The 23,106-nt window shown below is 59.4% G+C and carries 21 protein-coding genes; 12 read left to right on the plus strand and 9 right to left on the minus strand.

Going from position 1 to position 23,106, the window contains the following annotated elements; translation table 11 throughout:
* The first annotated feature begins 321 nt into the window (after positions 1-321).
* The 3 genes from GHO32_RS24840 to GHO32_RS24850 all read left to right on the plus strand — a co-directional run bounded on the left by GHO32_RS24840 (position 322) and on the right by GHO32_RS24850 (position 3,041).
* Complete coding sequence (locus GHO32_RS24840) at positions 322-1,644, plus strand: MFS transporter (protein WP_048369682.1); 1,323 nt, start codon at positions 322-324, stop codon at positions 1,642-1,644.
* Between the two features lie 352 nt (positions 1,645-1,996).
* Positions 1,997-2,293 (plus strand): hypothetical protein, encoded by a 297-nt coding sequence (locus GHO32_RS24845; RefSeq protein ID WP_048386735.1) that lies wholly within the window; start codon positions 1,997-1,999, stop codon positions 2,291-2,293.
* Between the two features lie 127 nt (positions 2,294-2,420).
* On the plus strand, positions 2,421-3,041 hold the full coding sequence (locus tag GHO32_RS24850; protein WP_153335500.1) for a flavin reductase family protein: 621 nt from the start codon (positions 2,421-2,423) through the stop codon (positions 3,039-3,041).
* Here the strand turns inward: GHO32_RS24850 and GHO32_RS24855 are convergent, their stop codons facing one another.
* Together GHO32_RS24855 and GHO32_RS24860 are read right to left on the minus strand one after the other, a co-directional pair.
* Positions 3,042-3,284, minus strand: a complete 243-nt coding sequence (locus tag GHO32_RS24855; protein WP_048369677.1) for a hypothetical protein — start codon at positions 3,282-3,284, stop codon at positions 3,042-3,044.
* 42 nt (positions 3,285-3,326) lie between these two features.
* Positions 3,327-3,656, minus strand: coding sequence for a putative quinol monooxygenase (locus GHO32_RS24860; RefSeq protein ID WP_048369675.1), 330 nt, complete (start codon positions 3,654-3,656; stop codon positions 3,327-3,329).
* A 319-nt stretch (positions 3,657-3,975) separates the two neighbouring features.
* Here GHO32_RS24860 and GHO32_RS24865 point away from each other — a divergent pair, with 319 nt between their 5' ends.
* The gene (locus tag GHO32_RS24865; protein WP_048369673.1) at positions 3,976-4,905 is read left to right on the plus strand and encodes an AraC family transcriptional regulator; all 930 of its coding nucleotides are present in this window, start codon (positions 3,976-3,978) and stop codon (positions 4,903-4,905) included.
* Here the strand turns inward: GHO32_RS24865 and GHO32_RS24870 are convergent.
* Entirely contained in the window at positions 4,900-6,537 is a 1,638-nt protein-coding gene (locus GHO32_RS24870; protein ID WP_153338361.1) for a 5-guanidino-2-oxopentanoate decarboxylase, read from the minus strand. The genes GHO32_RS24865 and GHO32_RS24870 overlap by 6 nt on opposite strands.
* 115 nt (positions 6,538-6,652) lie before the next feature.
* Here GHO32_RS24870 and GHO32_RS24875 point away from each other — a divergent pair, with 115 nt between their 5' ends.
* The gene (locus GHO32_RS24875) at positions 6,653-7,537 is read left to right on the plus strand and encodes a LysR substrate-binding domain-containing protein (protein ID WP_048369875.1); all 885 of its coding nucleotides are present in this window, start codon (positions 6,653-6,655) and stop codon (positions 7,535-7,537) included.
* Positions 7,538-8,103: 566 nt separating this feature from the next.
* Here GHO32_RS24875 and GHO32_RS24880 read toward each other — a convergent pair.
* Both GHO32_RS24880 and GHO32_RS24885 read right to left on the minus strand, forming a co-directional pair.
* A complete protein-coding gene (locus tag GHO32_RS24880) occupies positions 8,104-8,721 on the minus strand; it encodes an NAD(P)-dependent oxidoreductase (protein ID WP_153335501.1) in 618 nt (205 codons plus the stop codon).
* A gap of 43 nt (positions 8,722-8,764) precedes the next feature.
* Complete coding sequence (locus GHO32_RS24885) at positions 8,765-9,649, minus strand: MBL fold metallo-hydrolase (RefSeq protein ID WP_153335502.1); 885 nt, start codon at positions 9,647-9,649, stop codon at positions 8,765-8,767.
* Between the two features lie 105 nt (positions 9,650-9,754).
* On the opposite strand from GHO32_RS24885, the gene GHO32_RS24890 reads away from it, so the two are divergent.
* Positions 9,755-10,660 (plus strand): LysR family transcriptional regulator, encoded by a 906-nt coding sequence (locus tag GHO32_RS24890; RefSeq protein ID WP_153335503.1) that lies wholly within the window; start codon positions 9,755-9,757, stop codon positions 10,658-10,660.
* A gap of 276 nt (positions 10,661-10,936) precedes the next feature.
* Here the strand turns inward: GHO32_RS24890 and GHO32_RS24895 are convergent, their stop codons facing one another.
* Positions 10,937-11,821, minus strand: a complete 885-nt coding sequence (locus GHO32_RS24895; RefSeq protein WP_153335504.1) for a helix-turn-helix domain-containing protein — start codon at positions 11,819-11,821, stop codon at positions 10,937-10,939.
* Positions 11,822-11,992: 171 nt separating this feature from the next.
* On the opposite strand from GHO32_RS24895, the gene pobA reads away from it, so the two are divergent.
* A complete protein-coding gene (gene pobA / locus GHO32_RS24900) occupies positions 11,993-13,177 on the plus strand; it encodes a 4-hydroxybenzoate 3-monooxygenase (protein ID WP_153335505.1) in 1,185 nt (394 codons plus the stop codon).
* 61 nt (positions 13,178-13,238) lie between these two features.
* Positions 13,239-14,756 (plus strand): MDR family MFS transporter, encoded by a 1,518-nt coding sequence (locus GHO32_RS24905; protein ID WP_368668509.1) that lies wholly within the window; start codon positions 13,239-13,241, stop codon positions 14,754-14,756.
* Positions 14,757-14,849: 93 nt separating this feature from the next.
* Here GHO32_RS24905 and GHO32_RS24910 read toward each other — a convergent pair whose 3' ends face one another.
* The 3 genes from GHO32_RS24910 to GHO32_RS24920 are packed head-to-tail and all read right to left on the minus strand — an operon-like array spanning position 14,850 to position 17,652.
* A complete protein-coding gene (locus tag GHO32_RS24910; protein ID WP_123751876.1) occupies positions 14,850-15,671 on the minus strand; it encodes an ATPase in 822 nt (273 codons plus the stop codon).
* 30 nt (positions 15,672-15,701) lie between these two features.
* On the minus strand, positions 15,702-16,700 hold the full coding sequence (locus tag GHO32_RS24915) for an NAD(P)-dependent oxidoreductase (RefSeq protein ID WP_153335506.1): 999 nt from the start codon (positions 16,698-16,700) through the stop codon (positions 15,702-15,704).
* Positions 16,701-16,752: 52 nt separating this feature from the next.
* Complete coding sequence (locus GHO32_RS24920) at positions 16,753-17,652, minus strand: LysR family transcriptional regulator ArgP (RefSeq protein WP_368668510.1); 900 nt, start codon at positions 17,650-17,652, stop codon at positions 16,753-16,755.
* A gap of 103 nt (positions 17,653-17,755) precedes the next feature.
* Between GHO32_RS24920 and GHO32_RS24925 the strand changes: the two genes are divergently transcribed.
* From GHO32_RS24925 to GHO32_RS24940, 4 genes are all read left to right on the plus strand, one after another.
* Positions 17,756-18,358, plus strand: a complete 603-nt coding sequence (locus GHO32_RS24925; protein WP_048369652.1) for a LysE/ArgO family amino acid transporter — start codon at positions 17,756-17,758, stop codon at positions 18,356-18,358.
* A 213-nt stretch (positions 18,359-18,571) separates the two neighbouring features.
* Complete coding sequence (locus GHO32_RS24930) at positions 18,572-19,168, plus strand: superoxide dismutase (RefSeq protein ID WP_048369650.1); 597 nt, start codon at positions 18,572-18,574, stop codon at positions 19,166-19,168.
* 245 nt (positions 19,169-19,413) lie between these two features.
* Entirely contained in the window at positions 19,414-21,465 is a 2,052-nt protein-coding gene (locus tag GHO32_RS24935; protein WP_153335507.1) for a bifunctional diguanylate cyclase/phosphodiesterase, read from the plus strand.
* 174 nt (positions 21,466-21,639) lie between these two features.
* Positions 21,640-22,986, plus strand: a complete 1,347-nt coding sequence (locus GHO32_RS24940; RefSeq protein WP_153335508.1) for an imelysin family protein — start codon at positions 21,640-21,642, stop codon at positions 22,984-22,986.
* Positions 22,987-23,106 lie beyond the last annotated feature (120 nt).

The raw sequence follows: 23,106 nt of genomic DNA on the forward strand, positions 1-23,106 counted from the left end.
CGGCGTCCTGCCGGGTTACCCACTGCGCAACACCTGCGTTCGGCCAGCGTGGTTTAACGGGGCCTCTTAGATCAAGAGCAAGAGCAAGAGCAAAAGCCAGATCAAGATCAACAGATCGCGAGCAAGCTCGCTCCTACAGATTTGTGATCTATAGGCGGATTTCCGCTTATGCATAATCACCAACCAGCGGATTCCCGCTCATTCCTTGTTTGAAACCCTTGTAAACCGGGCATTCAAGCCTTGGCACAAGTTCTGCTATAGCCCCCGCAAGCTCGCGTTTTGCCGCGCTATAACAAAACCAAGAAAACAAGGATCCATTCAATGGATAACTCAAGCACCCTGCCTGCCGGGTCTGCGTCTGCAGCACCTCAAGCCAAAACCACCTCCAGCCGCATCAAGTCCATTTTCAGTGGCTCGGTCGGCAACATGGTCGAATGGTACGACTGGTACGTGTACGCCGCGTTCTCGCTGTACTTCGCCAAGGCCTTTTTCCCGAAAGGCGACACCACCGCTCAATTGCTCAACACCGCCGCGATTTTCGCCGTGGGCTTTTTGATGCGCCCTATCGGTGGCTGGCTGATGGGTCTGTACGCAGACCGTAAAGGCCGTAAAGCCGCCCTCATGGCGTCGGTCTTGCTGATGTGTTTCGGCTCGCTGGTCATCGCCCTGTCCCCCGGCTACGAGACCATTGGCGTCTGGGCCCCGGTACTGCTGGTATTCGCCCGTTTGCTGCAAGGTTTGTCGGTGGGTGGCGAATATGGCACCTCGGCCACTTACCTCAGTGAAATGGCCACCAAAGAGCGCCGTGGTTTCTTCTCCAGCTTCCAGTACGTGACCCTGATCTCGGGCCAGCTCATCGCGCTGGGCGTGTTGATCATCCTGCAACAAACCCTGACTGAAGAGCAGCTGTACAGCTGGGGCTGGCGTATTCCGTTTGTGATCGGTGCCTTGTGCGCCGTGGTCGCGCTGTGGTTACGTCGCGGCATGCAAGAGACCGAGTCGTTCAAGAAGGTTAAGGTCGAGAAAAAAGAAAGCGCTATGCGCACGCTGATGCGCCACCCCAAAGAGCTGCTGACCGTGGTTGGCCTGACCATGGGCGGGACACTGGCGTTTTACACCTACACCACGTACATGCAGAAATACCTGGTGAACACGGTCGGGATGAGCATCTCGGACTCCACCACGATTTCCGCCGCCACGCTGTTTCTGTTCATGTGCATCCAGCCGCTGGTGGGCGGGCTGTCTGACAAAATCGGCCGTCGCCCGATCCTGATTGCTTTCGGCGTGCTGGGCACCCTGTTCACGGTGCCGATCCTGACCACCCTGCACACCATCACCACCTGGTGGGGCGCGTTCTTCCTGATCATGGCCGCCTTGATCATCGTCAGCGGTTACACCTCGATCAACGCCGTGGTCAAGGCCGAGTTGTTCCCGACCGAAATCCGCGCACTGGGTGTTGGCCTGCCTTACGCCCTGACGGTGTCGATCTTCGGCGGTACCGCTGAATACATCGCGCTGTGGTTCAAGAGCGCAGGCATGGAAACTGGCTACTACTGGTACGTGACAGCGTGCATCGCCTGCTCGCTGCTGGTGTACGCGACCATGAAAGACACGCGCACTCACTCGCGCATTACCACTGACTAAGCCTTGCCTTAGCGTGATGTCCTGGCCTGCAAGAGCCCTATGACGGGGTCTTGCAGGGCCTGGATTGCCTCCCTTCCCCCTCCCCCGCAACACCGCTGATTCGATTTTCTTGAATTAATAGTCAGTTAATTTTGTTAGCCCACTATCAATCTCAGCGAAACCTCAAAGACGACTGCCCGGCATAACGCCTGAACGGGATGTAGAGCAGCCCTCTACCTTGTTTTCGCGCGGAACAACACATCGAATTAACTGATTACTTAAGGCAATTTTTTGCGCTTTTTAATCAAATTAATCGGAGTAGTCTTAAACCCATAGCGACACCAACCCGATTACTGCAACAAGGAGCACTATCATGAAAACCCAATTTATCCTCGCCGCTGCCCTCTCGGTTCTGGCTTTCAACACCTTTGCCGCTGATGGCTTTGACCGCACCCAGTCGGCAACTTTTGCTGAAGATGGCTACAGCAGCACCCGCTCTGCCACCTTTGCTGCCGACGGTTACGACCGCACCCACTCTTCGAGCTTTGCTGAAGACGGCTACGACCGCACTCACTCGGCCACCCTGGCAGAAGACGGCTTTGACAACACTCGCTCAGCGACCTTTGCCGAAGACGGTTATGACCGCACCCAAGGTGCCCGCTTCAGCTAACACCTGCGGGTGACTCCACAGCCCGGCTTCGGCCGGGCTTAGTCATTTTTGGGGCTTGCGATTGTCTTCGGGGCAAATGGCTAGCAGACTATGGGCCCTCTATCTCAGCTGTTTGCGGATGCCTGCCATGCATGACGATATTCATTTCTACGAACCATCCAAGGGCCATGGATTGCCCCATGATCCGTTCAACGCCATTGTCGGGCCGCGCCCGATTGGCTGGATTTCGTCGCAAGACGCCCAAGGTCAGTTGAACCTGGCGCCGTACAGTTTTTTTAACGCTTTCAATTACATCCCGCCGATCATCGGGTTTTGCAGCGTGGGCCGCAAAGACAGCCTCAATAACATTGAGCAAACCGGTGAGTTTGTCTGGAACCTGGCCACGCGCCCCTTGGCCGAGGCGATGAACCAAAGCTGCGCGCCGGTGGGGCCAGAGGTTGATGAGTTTGCGTTGGCAGGGTTGACGACCGTGGCCTCACGCGTGGTGAGCGTGCCTCGGGTGGCAGAAACGCCGGTGTCGTTTGAATGCAAGGTGACGCAGATTATTCAGCTGCAACGGGCCGACAAAGAGTTAGTGCCAAGCTGGTTGATTCTGGGTGAAGTGGTGGCGGTGCACATCGCCAAGCACTTGCTCAAGGACGGCATTTACGACACAGCAGCCGCTGAGCCTATTTTGCGTGGCGGCGGCCCGGCGGATTATTTCCAGCTGGGCCCTGAAGCCTTGTTCAAAATGCACCGCCCTAAATAATTACCAGACCAGTTCGCCGTCTTCGGTGACGTCTTTGAGGTGTTCAAGTTGCTGCTCTGCGGCGGCATCTGCGGCCGTGGCGGTTTTGAAGACCTGATCGGTCAACAGCGTGTGAAAGCGCGGTGCTCCACCTTCGTACAAGGCCTTGACGGCAATGGCCACGTGGTAGGCACCCGCAACCCCCAGTTCAACCGGGACAACCGCTGATACCGCTTCAAAATGCTTGAACTCTTTACGCGCCATGTTTCACATTCCGGCCAGTGAAAAAAGCGCCATTCTACCCGTTTAACTGGCGCGCTTGCGCATCTGCGCCGAGGCCTGTTCGTTGAAGGTCTGAAAATCCAGACTGTCGACCACGTTCTGGTTGAGCAACGTGCTGAACACGTCCATCAACGGTGAGTTGAAGTACGCCTGCATTGCACATTGATCTTGCCAATAGCCCGCGACATGCCACAACAACGGGTCACTGTCACAGTGCTGCAAGGCAAAGTGCAGGCAACCCGGTGTTTTCAGCGTCGGTTCGATCAGTTGTTTCAAGCACGCATGAACCTGGGCCGAACACCCTGCGCGCGCGCGGACCAGAGTCATGTGACTGACGGCATAGGACTGGGGCATGGAGGCCTCCACAAAGGAAAGTGGCGTGAGGGGAAGGTTCAAAGCTTAAGGGTCGGTGCTCAAGCGCCGTTAGTCGATTCCTGCCCCAGACTTGCACGATTCTGCAAAACCACCGCTTACTCCAGCCCGTTGTGCAGTTGCGCGCGCCGGGCCGTCGATCGGAATTTCAAGCAATAGGGCCGCGCTGTAGCGGGCCAAATCAGCCTCTATTCGTCAACGCTGGCAGGATCAGGCAAGTCTGCAGCAGAAATTGGCTACCCCTGCGCCTTGCACAAACTTAAGCTGTGGGCCTTCAACTGCTTGATCGAGGATGCCTCCCATGTCTGTGCCAGAAACACCGCGACCTGCGCTCGACAGCGCGCTTGAAAAACAGCGCGTGGAACTGGCCGACCTGATAACCCGGCACACTCAGCAGGACGGCTCGTTTGAGACCCGCATTAAGGCGCTGTTCGTGTCGCGTTACAGCCTGCCCAGCGACTTTTCACCCAGCCTGCCCAAACCTGCACTGTGCGTGATGGCTCAGGGCAATAAAGAGGTGCGTCTGGGGGACGAGTACTTCGCCTACGACCCGCTCAATTACCTGGTGGTCTCGGTGTCGATGCCCATCAGTGGTCGCGTGCTTGAAGTCAGTGCCGAAAAACCCATTTTGGCCTTGCGCCTGGACATTGACCCGGTAGAAATCACCACCTTGCTCAGCGAAGCTGGCCCCATGGGGGTGCCCTCACGCCCCGCCGGATGCGGGCTGTACGTTGAGCCCCTCGACCCGCCGATGCTCGATGCCCTGCTGCGCCTGACGCGCCTGCTCGACACGCCGAAAGACATCGCCATGCTCGCGCCACTGATTCGCCGTGAGATTTTGTACCGCTTGCTGCGCAGCCCGCAGGGCTACCGTTTGTACGAAATTGCCAGCGAGAACAGTCAGACCCACCGCGTCAGCCGTGCGATTTCCTGGCTCAATGATCATTTCGAGCAACCGTTGCGCATCGACAGCCTGGCCCGTGAGGCCAATTTGAGCGTGTCGACGCTGCACCACCGGTTCAAGGCGATGACCGCCATGAGCCCGTTGCAGTATCAAAAGCAACTGCGCCTCAACGAAGCGCGGCGGCTGATGCTCAGTGAAGGGCTGGACGCCTCGGCGGCCGGGTATCGCGTGGGCTATGAAAGCGCCTCGCAATTCAGCCGCGAATACAGCCGCCAGTTCGGCGCGCCGCCCGCACGGGATCTGGCGCGCCTGCGCAGAAGTTTATAAGGCCAACGCCTGCTGCCAAAGGTGCTCGTCGATTTCAATCACGGTCGGCCCCTGACGTTCAGCGGCGCTGACCAGCGCGGCGCGCAGTTGCGCCTCGCCCTCAACCGCCAACGCCGTGCAACCCAGCGCTTTGGCGGCGCCGACCAGATCCGGGGTGTAGATGTCTACGCCCACCGGCTCGATGTCGCGGTTGAGCATGTACTTTTTAATCTCGCCGTAGCCCTGGTTGTTCCACAGCAAGACGATGATCGGCGTGCGCGCTTCAACGGCGCTGGCCAGCTCTGGCAAGGTGAACTGAAAACCGCCATCACCGATCAGACAGACCACCGGGCCAGGCTGCTGGCCGTTGGCAGTGCGCCCCAGCCAGGCGCCGATGGCGGCAGGCAAGGCATAGCCGAGGGTGCCGTAACCCGTCGATGAGTTAAACCAGCGCCGAGGCTGGTCGGGGTTGAACGTGAGGTTGCCGGTGTACACCGGCTGGGTCGAATCACCCACGCACACAGCATTGGGCAGCACATCGAACACAGTCTGCAAAAAGTGCGTTTGGGCGCGGGTCGGCTCATCCCAGGCAGCCGCCAATTCAGTGTTCAAACGTTTAGCCCGCGCTGCCCCCCAATCCGCCTCGCGCTCGGGCAATGTTTGCGCGCTGATACGCGCCAGCAAAGCTTCGCCAGCCAGTTGCGCATCGGCCACCAAAGCCAGTGCAGGCGGGTAATTGCGCACGGTTTGATCGGGGTCGATATCAATGCGCAACAAAGCGCCGGGGATCTCAAAGCCTCCGGCAAAGGTCACGTCATAATCGGTTTCGGCCAGTTCAGTACCAATCGCCAGCACCACGTCGGCCTCAGCCACCAATGCTCGGGTGGCCTCCAGCGTTTGCGTGGAGCCGATCAACAACGGGTGAGAGGCTGGCAGCATACCCTTGGCGTTAATGGTCAGCGCCACGGGCGCGCCCAACCGCTCGGCCAATTGCAGCAGCGCTGGCGCGGCGTCGATCGCCCCGCCACCGGCCAGAATCAGCGGGCGTTTAGCCTCGATCAGGCGCTGGCTCATCTGTTCCACTGCCGCCGGGGCCGCCCCAGGGCGCGCGATGCTGACGGGTTGGCTGGACAGCAAGGCGTCGGCATTTTCTACCAACACGTCGAGCGGGATCTCAATGTGCACCGGGCGGGGACGACCGGCCTGGAACAACGCAAAAGCACGGGCCAGCACGCCCGGCAACTCGGCCGCCGACATCAAGGTGTGGGAAAACGCGGCAACGCCGGCCACCAACGCGCTTTGGTTCGGCAATTCATGCAACTTGCCGCGCCCGCCACCCAACTGGCTGCGCGATTGCACGCTGGAAATCACCAGCATCGGGATCGAGTCGGCGTAGGCCTGGCCCATCGCTGTGGTGATGTTGGTCATGCCCGGCCCGGTGATGATGAAACACACCCCCGGCTTGCCGCTGGTGCGCGCATAGCCGTCGGCCATAAAGCCTGCGCCCTGCTCATGACGCGGGGTGACGTGGTTGATCGGCGAACTGGCCAGCCCGCGATACAACTCGACGGTGTGCACGCCGGGGATGCCAAACACCTGCTCAACCCCATACGCTTCCAGCAACTTGACCAATACTTCGCCGCACGTCGCCATGGATACTGCCCTCTTGTTGTTCTCAAGTAATGAGCCATTGAAGCGGGCGCGTGTGGCGGACACAACGCAAACCTGCTCATACTAGCCATGTCCTGAATTCATGGCTGAGCTCAACATGAAACGTCTCCCGCCGCTGCCTGCCTTGCACACCTTTCTGATCACGGCCCAATGCTGCAATTTCACCCGCGCCGGTGAACAGTTGCACATCACCCAGGGCGCGGTGAGCCGGCAAATCGCCGGGCTTGAGGAACATTTGGGGTATGCGTTGTTTCATCGACAGGCACGGGGCCTGAGCCTGACTGAGCAAGGCCAGGCGCTTTACCCGCGCATCGAGCAGGTATTTGACTTGATCGGCGAAGCGGTCGAGCACGCCAGCATCCGCCGCACGCCGCTGCAAATCAAAGCCCCGACCTGCATGCTGCGCTGGTTGCTGCCCAAACTGATGGCGTGGCAAAAACTGCGCCCGGACGTGCCGGTAGAGCTGACCAGCAGCGTGCACCACGGCATCGACTTTCGCCGTGAAACCTTCGATGCGGCGGTGGTCTACAGCCCGTTGCCGGGGCCCAAGCGGGTGGGCCAACACCTGTTCGACGAACTGCTCACGCCCGTCTGTGCGCCGCATCTGTTGCAAGGCCCAGATGCCATCAACAGCTTGCGCGACCTTGAGCAGCACACCTTTTTGCACCCCAGCCGAGACCAGCGGGACTGGGCTCAGTGGCTCAGCGTGGCGGGCGTTGAGGCATCGGCCATCCGCCAGAGCCAATACTTCGACACCCTGGATTTGGCCATGACCGTGGCCGCCCAAGGCAACGGCGTCGCGATGGGCGATTGCTCGTTGATAGGCGAAGACCTGAAAGAGGGACGGCTGGCGATGCCGTTTGATCTGACCGTGCGCACCGGCGCGGCCTACATGCTGGTGAGTTCCCCCAGCCAGGAACCGTCAGCGCCCTTGCGCGAATTGATGGACTGGCTGGTAGCACAAGCCACCACCCCTGCGTAGGAGCTCACGGTCTTTTAAAGATCAAAAGATCGCGAGGCGAGCTCCTATCAAACACAAATAAGTGATTGATTCCTAAGGCCCTGTAGGAGCGAGCTTGCTCGCGATCTTTTGATCTTGATCTGGCTTTTGATCTTGATCTTAGAGGCCCCGTTAAACCACGCTGGCCGAACGCAGGTGTTGCGCAGAGGGTAACCCGGCAGGACGCCGGGTTAGCCGCGACACGGCCAGGGATGGCCGATCGCGGCGGGCCCACCGAGCTTGGCCTGTGGTGAGGGCATGCCGAGCCTCAGCGAGGCACCGAGGGGTTGGGGCAAAAAGCGTTTGGTTACTTTGCGCTTTTCAAAGTAACGCGGCGTAAGGCCGGAACCCTAAGTGGCCGTTGCCGCAGCAACGGATATGTACAAAAAATCAAGAGCCCCTCACCCTTGCCTTCTCCCGAAGGAGAGGGAACCGATTGGGGGATGCTGAAGATATTCGGTGGCCTGTTTGCTGCGCGACAGCGCGGCGTCGTAGACGGGGCGGCCACTCCTACAAAGATTCGGCGTGGTGTCTCGCGATCTTTTACGTTAGTAACCGACCGTGAAGCGCTGGCGCGAGTGCTTGGGCTGTTCTACTTCGTCCAGCAGGGCGATGGCGTAGTCGGCGAAGGTGATCCAGCTTCTACCTTCGGCACTGACCAGCAAGTGGTCTTTGCCGACGCGGTAGTGGCCGGTGCGCTCGCCTTCTACAAATTCGGCCGACGGGGACAGGAAGGTCCAGTCCAGGTCGTGTTCGTTGCGCAAGGTGTCCAGGTACACGCCACCCGCCGAGGCTTCTGCCTTGTATTCTTCCGGGAAGCCCTTGCTGTCGATGACTTTGCTGTCGTCCGGCAGCAACAGCGAACCCGCGCCACCCACCACCAGCAGACGTTTAACACCGGCCTTTTTCACCGGTTCGATGATGGCCTGTGGCGTAAGCGTCGAAAAGTGTGCCGCGCTCAGCACCACGTCATGTCCAGCCACAGCTGCTTGCAGCGCCTGGGCATCGTTGACGTCGACGTCCTTGGCCACAACGCCAGCGCGCTGCCCAATTTTTGCCGAGGCGTGACGGGCAATAGCGGTTACCTGGTGCCCACGACGCAAGGCTTCTTCCAGCAGTTGGCTGCCAGCGCGACCGGTAGCGCCGATAATTGCGATCTTTCTCATGATGTTCTCCAGTTGGATGGGGTGCATAAGGTCAAACGTTGAATCACCACTTCATTTCGCCTTTCGCCACTTTGGCGCTCAGCTCCAGCGAAGACGTTTCGCCCAGATCCGGGTAGCGCTTTTTCATGGCCGCGATCAGTTCTTCCGAGTGCTTGGCCTTGAGGGTTTCTTCGTCAAAGGCCTTGATGTAGTCACGGGTGAAATTGACCGATTTCAATGAACGGTCGTTGTCCCCCAGGTAATGCCCCGGCACGACGATGTCCGGTTGCAGGCTGGCGATACGTTTGAGGGTCGACAACCATTGGCGGTGCGACTGCGGGGTCTGGGTGTCGGCCATCCACACGTGCAGGTTGTCGGCCACGACCACCCCACCGACCACGGCTTTGAGCGACGGGATCCAGACAAACGTGCGCTCGGGCTGGCGCCCGGTCAGGCCGACGATGTCCAGTTCGTGCCCTTCCAGCGTCAGGGTGTTGCCCTTGATGACCTTGGGCACGATCAGTTTGCCGGGCACATCGGCGCCCATTTGTGGGCCCCAGAACGCCAGCTTGGCGTCTTTGGTTTGCTCGATGTGGGCCACCGTCGGGGCCGAGGCCAGCACCTTGGCGTCGGGGAATGCCTGGGTCAGGGTTTCAAGGCCAAAGTAATAATCGGGGTCGCCGTGGCTGATGTAGATGGTGGTCAGGTGCTTGCCGCTGGCGCGAATTTTATCGACCACCTGTTGGGCCTGCGCTTTGGAAAACTGCGCATCCACCAAAATCGCATCTTTCTGGCCACTGACCAGCACCGAAGACACCGGAAAAATCGCCGCAGCCCCGGGGTTGTAGACATCCAGGGTCAGGGGCGCCGGCGCGGCGGCGGCATGGGCAGCGAAGCCGAGGATAACGGCACTCAGGCAAAAACGGCGAAACATCGAAAATACGGTCATGGAGCTTCCTGCGACAAGGGTCAGCGATGGACAGAGCTTAGACGCACAATTGACGACAAAAAATGCGATGCTGCGACATAGTTTGTTTCACTAATCGGGCAGATCATGGACCGTCTTATCGCAATGCGGGTATTTGTCACGGTGGTCGACCTGGGCAGCCAGTCGGCGGCGGCCGACCATCTGGATTTGTCACGCCCGGTGGTGTCACGCTATTTGGCCGAGCTTGAAGAGTGGGTCGGGGCGCGCTTGATGCACCGCACCACGCGCAAGCTGAGCCTGACCGCCGCCGGCAACGAAACCCTGCCCCGCTGCCGGCAATTGCTGGAGCTGGCAGATGACCTGCAAGCCGCTGTCAGCGTGCCCGATGCGGCGCCCCGCGGGTTGCTGCGCATCAGCGTCAGCACCTCGTTCGGCCAGGCGCAATTGGCCTGCGCCATGACCGAGTACGTGCGCCGCTACCCCGAGGTCAACATTGACCTGCAAATGCTCGACCGCACGGTGAACCTGGTGGATGAGCGCATTGATGTGGCGATTCGCACCAGCACCGAGCTGGACCCGAGCTTGATCGCACGCAAGCTGACCGTGTGCCGCTCCGTGCTGTGCGCCTCGCCCGCCTATTTGCGCGAGCATCCGGCACCGCAGCAGGTCGATGATCTGAGCCTGCACAACTGCCTGAGCCATGCGTACTACGGCAAGAGCCTGTGGCATTTCACGGTGCAAGGCGAAGCGCTGTCGGTACCGGTTCAAGGCAATATCAGCGCTAACGAAGCCAGCACGCTGCTGCGCGTCACCCTGGCGGGTGGTGGGGTTTCGCTGCTGCCCAGCTACTTGGCGGGGTGCCATATCCGCAGCGGTGAACTGGTGCGCTTGCTGCCAGACGCTGAGCCTTTGCAGATGAACATTTATGCCGTGTACGCCTCGCGCAAACACATGCCCGCCACGCTGCGCAGCATGCTCGACTTCCTCAGCGAGCGCTTTACCGAAGAACCCGCGTGGGACAAAGGTCTGTGACCGTTCGGCCAATGGGCATGGCAAGCGCAAGGGGCTGAGCTAGCCTTAATAGTGTGAAGTCTAGGTCTGACTCCGTGAATACGTGGAGAGAGAATAGCCATGACCACTAAAACAAAAACCAGATGCTTGACCGTACTGATCGTGTTTGCTGCCGCTGTCCTGTTTGCTGGCGCGTGCTATCGCGCAGAGCAAACGCGGCTCTCAGCCGGATTGACCGCCAGCTGCTTTGCCGGGCACTGCGCGTCGGTGTTTACCGCGCTTTAATGACGCATAGCCTCAGGCCGGGCTGATGCTGTCAGCCCGGTCCGTTCGATAGGCACTGGGCGATGTCCCGGTGAGGCGGCGGAAAAACCGCGCAAAATACGCCGGGTCAGCAAAACCCAATTGATCAGCCACCTCGCTGATGGTCATGGGTGTGTAGATCAAATGACGCTTGGCCTCCAATAGCAGGCGCTGGTGAATGATCTGCAAGGCCGATTGCCCGGCCAGTTCACGGCAAATGCTGTTCAGGTGCGCCACTGAGATCCCGACCCGATGCGCCAGGTCCTCAACGCTGGGTTGCCGCTGATAAAGGGCTTCGACCTGTTGCGTGAACAGGTTCAGGTACTCGCGCCCGCGCTGCGGCACTTGCCGGGCTTCACGCCGCTGGATGACTTGGCGCGTGACCCACACCAACAGCACGCTGATCAATGATTGCAGCAACATGTCGCGGGCCGGGCGGGCGCTGACATATTCGCTGTGCAACGCACTGAACAGGCTGTTCAGGTAATGCCGATCCTTGCCAGCGGGGTAGCTGGCAGCGCGCTGCAAGGCGCTCATCGACCCGCCCAACTGAGTCTGCAACTGCGTCACCAACGGCGCGGCCAGCGTCAGCACAAAGCCTTCAACGTCCGGTGAAAATTGAAAGCCGTGCACGCACAACGGCGGGATCACCTGCACCGACGACTCGGTCAGCTCATGGTACTGGCCTTCGACTTCAACCCGCGCCCGGCCCTTGTGCACATAGAGCAATTGGCACAAATCGGCATGCCGATGGGTGCGGATCTCCCAATCATGAATGCGGCTGCGCAACGAAATGGTTTCGCAGTGCAGCAAGTCCGGGCTGAGCCAGTCTTGCTGCTCGCCGTAGAGTTTGAACACCGGGATGGCGGGGGTTGTCATGGGCTGAACCTGATGATTAAGCACAGGGGCGATAATCGCACCGATTAGCGAAAAGTACCGGCATTGACGTGGTTATCACCTTCATTTGCCACGCTCACAAGCGAAAAATACAGGCACAACATCAAAAAAACACCCCTGCACTGACCGCAGGGCTTGCGAGAGAGAACAACAATGAGAACTCAAGTCGCTATTATCGGTGCCGGGCCATCCGGGTTGCTGCTCGGCCAACTGCTGCACAATGCCGGGATTGATAACGTCATTCTCGAACGCCAGAGCGGCGACTACGTGCTCGGACGGATCCGTGCCGGTGTGCTGGAACAAGGCATGGTCGACCTGCTGCGCCAGGCCGGGGTCAGCCAGCGCATGGACGCTGAAGGCCTGGTGCATGACGGCTTCGAGCTGGCGCTGGAAGGCCGGCAGGTGCACATCGACCTCAAGGGCCTGACCGGCGGCAAGAGCATGATGGTCTACGGCCAGACCGAAGTCACCCGTGACCTGATGGCCGCCCGCGAAGCCGCTGGCGCACAAACCCTGTACAACGCCAGCAACGTGCAGCCCCACGACATGAAAACCGATGCACCCTATGTCACCTTCGAAAAAGACGGCGAAACCTGGCGCCTGGACTGCGATTACATCGCCGGCTGCGATGGTTTTCACGGCGTTGCCCGTCAGTCAATTCCCGCTGATGTGCTGAGCATCTTTGAACGCGTGTACCCGTTCGGCTGGCTGGGGGTGCTGGCCGACACGCCGCCGGTCAACGATGAACTGGTGTACGCCAAGCATGAACGCGGGTTTGCCTTGTGCAGCCAGCGCTCAGCCACCCGCAGCCGCTATTACTTGCAGGTGCCCGCCGACGAAAAAGTTGAGGACTGGTCGGACCAACGTTTTTGGGATGAATTGAAAACCCGCCTGCCCGCGCCGTTGGCCGAACGTTTGGTGACCGGGCCGTCCATCGAAAAAAGCATCGCGCCTCTGCGCAGCTTTGTGGTCGAGCCCATGCAGTTCGGGCGCCTGTTTTTGGTCGGTGACGCCGCGCACATCGTGCCGCCCACCGGCGCCAAGGGCTTGAACCTGGCGGCCAGCGATGTCAGCACGCTGTTCAACATTCTGCTCAAGGTCTATGCCGAGGGCCGCACCGACTTGCTGGAGCGCTATTCCGAGGTGTGTTTGCGGCGCATCTGGAAGGCCGAACGCTTTTCGTGGTGGATGACCTCGATGCTCCATCGCTTTGCTGACAGTGATGATTTCAGCCAGCGCATCACCGACAGCGAGCTGGCGTATTTTGTCGATTCCGAGGCCGGGCGCACCACCATTGCAGAAAATTACGTCGGTCTTCCTTATGAAGCTATCGAATAGCAACCTATCGAGTACAATCGCGGGCATCCCGCCACACGTTTGATGCCCGCAGGTGTACATCGTGACCAGTCTCAACCAGCCTCCACACGCTAAACCCGCCATTCGCAGCATTCTCGTTGCGCTGATGCTGGCGATTTTCCTGGGGGCGCTGGATCAAACCATCGTCGCCGTGTCGATCCCCGCCATTTCCGCGCAGTTTAAAGATGTCAGCCAGCTGGCCTGGGTGATTTCCGGCTACATGGTGGCCATGACCGTGGCCGTGCCGATCTACGGCAAGCTCGGTGACTTGTACGGGCGCAGACGCCTGATGTTGTTTGGTATGGGCCTGTTCACCGTGGCCTCGCTGTTTTGCGGGCTCGCGCAGAACATGGAGCAGTTGGTGCTGGCGCGGATCATCCAGGGGATTGGCGCCGGCGGCATGATTTCGGTGAGCCAGGCGATTATTGGCGACATCATCCCGCCCCGTGAGCGCGGACGCTATCAAGGCTATTTCAGCAGCATGTACGCCGTGGCCAGCGTCGCCGGGCCGGTGCTGGGTGGCTACATGACCGAGTACCTGTCATGGCGCTGGGTGTTTCTGATCAATTTGCCGCTGGGGCTGGTGTCGTGGCTGATCGCCTATCGCACGCTGGTCGGGCTGCCGGTACCGCAGCGCAAGCCGATTATTGATTACCTCGGCACGGTGCTGATGATTGTCGGCCTTACGTCACTGCTGCTGGGCATTACCTTTATTGGCCAGGGCCACAGTTGGCGTGACGACCAAGTGCTGGGCCTGCTGGTGGCGGCGGTAGTCGCGCTGGTGCTGTTTGTGTGGCACGAGCGACGCACCCCGGAACCGTTGCTGCCCATGCACTTGTTTGCCAATCGCAGCGCGGTGTTGTGCTGGTGCACCGTGTTCTTCACCAGCTTCCAGGCCATTTCGCTGATCGTACTGTTGCCGTTGCGCTATCAGAGCATCACCGGCGCGGGCGCAGACAGTGCCGCCCTGCACTTGCTGCCGCTGGCCATGGGCCTGCCGATGGGCGCCTACTTCGCCGGGCGCATGACCTCGGTGACCGGCTATTACAAACCGATGATCCTCAGCGGCGCGATTTTGATGCCGCTTTCCATTGCCGGCATGGCCTTCAGCGCCCCAAGCGCCGAACTGTTGAGCGGCGTGTTTATGCTGCTGAGCGGGATCGCGGCGGGGTTGCAGTTCCCGACCTCGCTGGTGGGCGCACAAAACTCGGTGCAGCAACATGACATTGGTGTCGCCACCAGTACCACCAACCTGTTTCGCTCACTGGGCGGCGCGGTGGGTGTGGCGCTGATGTCGGCCTTGTTGCTGGCCCTGCTGCACGATTCGCTGTTGGCACCTGCTGGCGGCCAGCCGCTACTGGGTGAAGGCAGTTCGGGGAATGTGCTGCTGGACGGCCTCAACGCCGTGCAAGGCCCGGCACTGGACAGCTTGCGCAGCGAATTGCTGATGACCTTCCGCCACTTGCTGCTGGTCAGCGCTGCCATCTCGCTGCTGGGCTTGTGTGCAGCGATCGTGATGCCGAATCAGGTATTGCGCGGGCGCGGGGATAAGGCGCAGTAACGGTACACATCCCTGTGTAGGAGCGAGCTTGTCTCGCGATCTTTTGATCTTTAAAAGATCGCGAGCAAGCTCGCTCCTACAGGGGGTTTTGGATTATGGCCGGGCGCTGATCTGTTTTTGCAGGTTCTGGATCTGGCTTTGCAAGGTGGTGATGTTGCGCGTCACTTGCGCCCTGAACACGTCAAACTCGGCGGTGTTGGGGCCTTGGGAGGCCGCCGGGCGGTTTTCCAGCTGGCTCTTGAGCACGATCATGTCCTGCTCCAGGCTGCGCACGGCATCGCTCGGGTTACCCTGTTTTTTCAAGGCCGTCACGTCGCCCGCCTGTTGCGCCACGGTCGCTTTCAACGCCGCCAGTTCAGTACCCATGGCCTTGAGGTCGGTCTCAAGTTGGGTCTGGGAGGCTTTCTGGGCGTTGACTTGCAGCAGCATCGCAGCATTGATTTGCTCAAAACGCTGGTCCAGATCGCCCATCTGCCCCGCCACCAGGCCTTGCTGGTGCTTGGCCTGCTCAGCCAACTGATCTTCGAGCTGTTTGATCTGCAACTTCAGCGCCTCGCTGCCGTTGTTGATGCTTGATTCACTGGCCACCACCTTGCCGGAAATGGCCTGTAAGCGCCCCGCCGCTTCTTCGCTGATCCGGGCAAAGCTTTCCTGGGTGGCAACCAGTTGCTGCTCCATCAAGGTGATCTGCTGAAAGCTCCACCAAGCCAGCCCGGCAAACGCCAGCAACACGGCCAGGATCAACGCCCACAAAGGCCCGGTGCTCGGCCCCTTGACCTTGATCACCTGAGCATTGCGCGCATGGCCCGCGCCGCGCTCACGTGCGCCACCCATCGACGCCAGATCATCATGGTCGTCTGCATCTGCCCGCAGGGTCGGTACATTGTCGAAGTGGTCACGTGAGTCGTTACGCATGGAGAAACCTTATATGGGTCCTGAAGAATGTCAGCGGTACGGCGATTCCTGGGCTTTCCACCAGCCGCAAAACTCGTCCAGCGCGGTCCACAGGCTGACTTTTGGGTCGTAGTCGAGGTAGTGACGGGCCCGGCTGATGTCGAGGGTAAAGTCTTTGCTCATCTCCTGCACGCCCAAACGCGTGAGCGTCGGCGCCGGTTGCCCTGGCCACAGTTTGCAAGCCGCTTCGCTGAGCGCGCCGACACTATAAGCCATGCCGGGGCCCCGATAACGGGTCACGGGCGGCACGTGCATCTGGCGCATCACGTAATTGACCACATCCCAGTACGGTATCGGGGTGCCATTACTGATGTTGTAGGCCTTGCCCAAGGCCGATCCGCTCACCAGAACGCTGTTCATCAACGCGTCGTTGAGGTTTTGCATGCTGGTGAAGTCGACTTTGTTCAAACCATTACCAATGATTGCCAGGCGATTTTTGCGCTGCTGCGCCAACAAGCGCGTGAACAGGTTCATGTCCCCGGCGCCGGCAACAAAGCGCGGGCGCAGAGCAATCACTTCGAGTCCGAACTCTTGTGCGCCAAAGACTTTTTGCTCGGCCATGAACCTTGTTTCGGCATAAGGATGCTTGAACCGCCTCGGGACGTCTTCTTCGGTCAGCCCCAGATGCGAATGACCGTCAAAGTACAGGGCGGCCGATGACAGGTGCACCAGGCGTCGCACCCGTTGTTTCAAGCACGCCTCAACCACGTTCTCGGTCACCAGCACGTTGTCGCGGAAGAAGTCCTGATAACGCCCCCAGGTGCCAACATGCCCTGCGCAATGCACCACCACATCGACATCGACGCACAGGTCACGCACCAGCAAGCCATCGGTCAAATCACCCTGGATAAATTCAGCCCCGCGCCGCACCAGGTGTTCGACACCTTCGGCCCGACGCCCGCTGACCCGCACGTCAAAGCCCTGCTCCAAGGCAAAACGCGCAAAGCGTCCGCCAATAAAGCCGCTTGCGCCGGTGACCAGAATCTTCATCAATTGCTCCAAATGCTGTAAGTCTTGTTGCCTGCTGTTTAAACGTCGGTTATCAGGCCAAAGGCACTAACCAGCGTGATGCTGAGCGGGTTAAATGGGCCGTCAGCGCTTCCAGCAGTTGTCCACCATTGCGCCAATGATGCCAGTACAGTGGCACGTCGATCGGTTTATCTGGCAAAAGCTCTACCAATGCCCCACTGGCCAGTTGCTCGCGCACTTGCTGCTCAGGAATCAGCCCCCAGCCCAGCCCGGCCTCCGTCAAGCGGATAAAGCCTTCTGATGAGGGGCACAGATGGTGCTCGAAACCGCCGTCCACGCCCAGTGCCGCCAAGTACCGATGTTGCAAAAAATCATCCGGGCCAAACACCAGCGCAGGCGTTTTAGGCAACTGCGCGGCATTCACCCCCAGGGGGAAATGCCGCGCAATAAAGGCCGGACTGGCCATTGCGCGATAACGCATGGCGCCCAGCAACACACTGCGCGCGCCCGCCACCGGGCGTTCACTGGCGCACAAACACGCGGCCACTTCACCGGCGCGCATGCGTTTCAAGCCGACGGTCTGGTCTTCGACGACCAAATCCAGCAACAGCTGATTCTCGGCGCAGAAATCGCCCACCGCCTGAGCCCACCACGTGGCCAGGCTGTCGGCATTCAAGGCAATCCGCAGCCGTTCGGGCAAGCCCTCATCGTCCAGCGCCGGGACCACACGTTGCAGGTCACGCTCCAGCAAACGCACTTGTTGCACATGGTTGAGCAAGCGCCTGCCGATGTCTGTAGGGCTCGGCGGCGTGGCACGCACCAGCACCGGCTGCCCGATGCGCGCTTCAAGCAGTTTGATGCGCTGGGAAATCGCCGATTGTGACAGCCCAAGCACCTGCGCCGCACGCTCAAAACCGGCCTGTTCTACCACGGCAGCCAACGCTGAGAGTAATTTATAGTCGAACATCAGTATTCCTAATGGGCGATCAGCAATATTGGTTTTTCTTATACAACCAAGGCCCGGACAATAGCCAGCAGTAACCCCCTCTTGTGATGCAGTTCGGCGAGTATTTCTTATGTGGCAAAGCTACCTTAATGGCCTGTTGGTCGCGTTCGGCCTGATTATGGCCATCGGCACCCAAAACGCTTTCGTGCTTGCACAAAGCTTGCGCCGTGAACACCACCTGCCGGTCGCGGCTTTTTGTGTGATTTGTGACGCATTGCTGGTAGCAGCCGGGGTGTTCGGGCTGGCGACGATTCTGGCGCAAAGCCCGATTTTACTGGGTGTGGCGCGCTGGGGCGGCGCGTTGTTCTTGCTCTGGTACGGCACCCAGGCGCTGCGCCGGGCGTTCTCGGCCTCAAGCCTTGAGCAATCGGCCGGCCAGACCGCGCGTTCGCTCAGGGCGGTGATGCTCAGTGCACTGGCGGTCACCTTGCTCAACCCGCACGTTTACCTCGACACGGTGCTGCTGATTGGCTCGCTTGGCGCTCAGCAAAGCGTACCCGGCGCCTACGTGGTGGGCGCGGCCAGTGCGTCGCTGCTGTGGTTTTTCACCCTGGCCCTGGGCGCGGCATGGCTCGCACCATGGCTGGCCCGCCCCGGCACCTGGCGCCTGCTGGACCTGCTGGTGGCGGCGATGATGTACGCGGTGGCGGTTCAGTTGATTGTTGCCGGGTAATCCATGGGGTTAACGGGGGCCTGAAAAAACATCGAGTTTTTCAATCAATCTGGTTGAAACGTCTATTCCACACAGTTGTCGCGTGGTTATGCGCCAACCCCGGTGCTATGATCCAGCGCTTGCGCCGCAAAGAGTACAAACTCCCCGGCGCGTGTTTGGCCGCCCGTGATCGGCCTTGCGCTCATCGCAACTGACCTGATTAGGAGAATCAACATGGCTTTCGAATTGCCGCCGCTGCCGTACGCACATGATGCCTTGCAGCCGCACATCTCCAAGGAAACCCTGGAGTATCACCACGACAAGCACCACAACACCTATGTCGTGAACCTGAACAACCTGGTGCCAGGCACCGAGTTCGAAGGCAAAACCCTGGAAGAGATCGTTAAAACCTCTTCGGGCGGTATCTTCAACAACGCCGCTCAAGTGTGGAACCACACGTTCTACTGGAACTGCCTGTCGCCAAACGGCGGCGGCGAGCCTACCGGCGCGCTGGCTGATGCCATCAACGCTGCGTTCGGTTCGTTCGAGAAGTTCAAAGAAGAATTCAGCAAAACCTCCATCGGCACGTTCGGCTCCGGCTGGGGCTGGCTGGTGAAGAAGGCTGACGGTTCCCTGGCCCTGGCCAGCACCATCGGCGCCGGCAACCCGCTGACCAGCGGCGACACCCCGCTGCTGACCTGCGACGTTTGGGAACACGCTTACTACATCGACTACCGCAACGTACGTCCGAAGTATGTTGAGGCGTTCTGGAACATCGTTAACTGGAAGTTCGTTGCAGAGCAGTTCGAAGGCAAAACCTTCACTGCCTGAAACTGACTGAACGTTAAAAAAACCCGGCATTGCCGGGTTTTTTTTGGCCAAGGCAAAAGTGCGGGGCCAACGCGCTTCAGACTACTATCAACGGCAGGTTTATTTCATTCGCCGGCTCAAGTTAACTACGCCTTGAACCGACACATTGTCCAGCTCTCAAACCACTGGATAATGCCCTCGTCAAAATGAACGATTACCTGCAGCCATGACCACACGACTATCGGCAAGACACAAGGAATAACCCGTTGAAGCTGGAATTCAAGAACAGCTTGTCGATCAAATTACTCCGGATCGTATTGCTCTCAGCATTGGTCGTGGGAGGAATATTAGGCTGCGCGCAAATTGTCTTCGACGCCTATCTCACACGCCAGGCGGTCAACGAGGACGCCAAGCAAATCCTCAATATGTTTCGCGACCCGTCCACGCAAGCGCTGTACAGCCTGGACCGGGAAATGGCGATGCAGGTCATTGAGGGCTTGTTTCAGGACGACGCAATGCGCAAGGCCTCTATCGGCCACCCCAATGAAACCGTACTCGCGGAAAAAAACCGGCCCTTGCAAGCAACCTCAAGCCGCTGGCTGACCGACTTTATCCTGGGCCAGGAACGTACGTTCAACACGCCGCTGGTGGGCGGCGGCCCCGTCAAAGAATATTACGGTGACCTGAGCATCACCCTCGACACAGCGCCCTATGGTCAGGGTTTCTTGACCAATGCCGGCGCGCTGTTGCTGTCGGGGGTGTTGCGGGCGCTGCTGATGAGCCTGGTGCTGTACCTGATTTATCACTGGCTGCTGACCAAGCCCTTGTCAAAAATGATCCAGCACCTGACCAGCATCAACCCTGACCACCCCAGCGAACATTTGATCCCGCAGCTCAAGGGGCATGAATCCAACGAGCTCGGGGTGTGGGTCAACACCGCCAACCAGTTGCTGGCCTCCATAGAGCGCAATGCGCATTTGCGCCACGAAGCCGAAAGCTCCTTGCTGCGCATGGCCCAATACGACTTTTTGACCGGGCTGCCGAACCGCCAGCAATTACAGTCCCAATTGAGCAAAATCCTGATTGAGTCAGGCCGCTCTCAGCGCCGCGTGGCCGTGCTGTGTGTGGGGCTGGATGATTTCAAAGGCATCAACGAACAATTTGGTTATCAGACAGGCGACCAGTTGCTGCAAGCCCTGACCGATCGTTTGCGGGCGCACAGCGGTAGCCTGGGTGCACTCGCACGCTTGGGCGGCGACCAGTTTGCACTGGTTCAGGCCCACATCGAGCAGCCTTATGAGGCCGCCGAACTGGCGCAGGGCATTTTGGATGACCTGGAGACGACGTTCAGCGTCGATCAGCAAAACATCCGCTTGCGCGCCACCATCGGCATCACGTTGTACCCGGAAGATGGCGACACCTCGGAGCAGTTGCTGCAAAAAGCCGAACAAACCATGACCCTGGCCAAAAGCCGCTCGCGCAACCGTTATCAGTTTTATATCGCCAGCGTGGACCGCGAAATGCGCCGCCGCCGCGAGCTGGAAAAAGACCTGCGGGACGCCCTGCTGCGCAATCAGTTACACCTGGTCTACCAGCCCCAAATTCGCTACAGCGATCATCGGGTGGTGGGCGTCGAAGCCTTGTTGCGCTGGCAACACCCCGAGCACGGCATGATCCCGCCAGACCTGTTTATCCCTTTGGCAGAAGCCAACGCCAGCATTATCGACATTGGCGAATGGGCACTGGATCAAGCCTGCTGCCAACTGCGCGACTGGCACGATCAGGGGTTCACCGACTTGCGCATGGCGGTCAATCTGTCGACCGTGCAGTTGCACCACGCCGAGTTGCCGCGGGTGGTCAACAACCTGTTGCAGATGTATCGCCTGCCGTCCGGCAGCCTGGAGCTGGAAGTGACCGAGACCAGCCTGATGGAAGACATCAGCACCGCCGCCCAGCACTTGCTGAGCTTGCGTCGCTCGGGCGCGCTGATTGCCATTGATGACTTTGGCACCGGGTACTCATCGCTGAGTTACCTGAAAAGCCTGCCGCTGGATAAAATCAAGATCGACAAGAGCTTTGTTCAGGACCTGATTGACGATGACGACGACGCCACCATCGTGCGCGCCATCATCCAGTTGGGCAAAAGTCTGGGCATGCAGGTGATTGCCGAGGGCGTCGAAACCCTCGAACAGGAAACCTATGTGATCAGTGAAGGCTGCCACGAAGGCCAGGGCTATTTGTACAGCAAGCCCTTGGGAGCGCGGGAATTGGGCGCTTATCTGAAGCAGGCGCAGCGCAACAACGCCCTTAATATGTAATTTTATGTTTCAAGATTTTGACCAAGGCCACATCAACCAAGGCTTGTTGCAGCAGTAAATAGGAAATATTTACAGGCGTAACCCTTTACACAAAATGCATATCTTTCGCATCATGTCGCACGTTTTGCGTGCCGTCGCATGCTTGTCCCACCACTCGAAGCAGGATGTTCGCCCATGATTCGTTTGCCCCTGGCTACCGCCAGTCTGCTGGCCATTGCTATTTCACTCGCTGGTTGCGGCGACAAAGACAAAGAAAAAACAGCCACAGCACCTACGCCAGCCGCAGCGACCACTCCTGCTACGCCAGCCACTGATGCTTCGGGCGCGCAAGTTAACGACGCCGCAGCCAAAGCCGTTGTCGCGCATTACGCCGACATGGTGCATGCCGTGTACAGCGACGCCGAGTCCACCGCCAAAACCCTGCAAACCGCCGTCGACGCGTTCTTGGCCAAGCCCAATGCCGACACCCTGAAGGCCGCACGTGAAGCCTGGATTGCAGCGCGCGTCCCTTACCTGCAGAGCGAAGTGTTCCGCTTTGGCAACACCATCATTGATGACTGGGAAGGCCAAGTGAACGCCTGGCCACTGGACGAAGGTCTGATCGACTACGTTGACGCCAACTACAGCGGCGCACTGGGCAACCCCGGGGCGAATGCCAACATCATCGCCAACACCCAGATCCAGGTGGGCGAAGACAAGATCGACGTAACTGAAATCACTCCGGAAACCCTGGCCAGCCTCAATGAGCTGGGCGGTTCCGAAGCCAACGTCGCCACCGGCTACCACGCCATTGAATTCCTGCTGTGGGGCCAGGACCTTAACGGCACCGGCCCGGGCGCGGGCGACCGCCCTGCTTCGGACTACCTGGAAGGCGAAGGCGCAACCGGCGGCCACAATGATCGTCGTCGTGCCTACCTGAAAGCCGTAACTCAGCTGCTGGTCAACGACCTGACTGAAATGGTCGGCAACTGGGCGCCAAACGTGCCTGACAACTACCGCGCTTCGCTCGAAGCAGAGCCTGCACAAAACGGCCTGCGCAAAATGCTGTTTGGCATGGGCAGCCTGTCGTTGGGCGAACTGGCCGGTGAGCGCATGAAAGTGTCGCTGGAAGCCAACTCCCCTGAAGACGAGCAAGACTGCTTCAGCGACAACACCCACAACTCGCACTTCTACGACGCCAAAGGCATTCGTAACGTGTACCTGGGTGAATACGTACGTGCTGACGGCAGCAAAATGACCGGCCCAAGCCTGTCGTCGCTGGTCGTCGTCGTTGACCCGGCCACAGACGCCACCCTGAAATCCGACCTGGCCGACACCGAAGCCAAGATCCAGGTCATGGTAGACCTCGCCAACAAGGGCGAGCACTACGACCAGTTGATCGCAGCGGGCAACGAAGCCGGCAACCAAGTGGTACGTGATGCCATCGCAGCCCTGGTCAAACAGACCGCCGCTATCGAACAAGCCGCAGGCAAGCTGGGCATCAGCGACCTGAACCCGGACAACGCTGACCACGAGTTCTGATGAGCGATGTGTGAGTGAGTGACACAAAAGGCGACCTTCGGGTTAATGCCAGTCAGTTAAGCTGACTGGCATCTTTATTTTCGGGTCGGATATTTTGCTGGGCGCTGCTTCACTGCTCGC

This window comes from Pseudomonas sp. FSL R10-2189, from assembly GCF_009600325.1.
In the GTDB taxonomy this organism is placed as follows: Bacteria; Pseudomonadota; Gammaproteobacteria; order Pseudomonadales; family Pseudomonadaceae; genus Aquipseudomonas; species Aquipseudomonas helleri.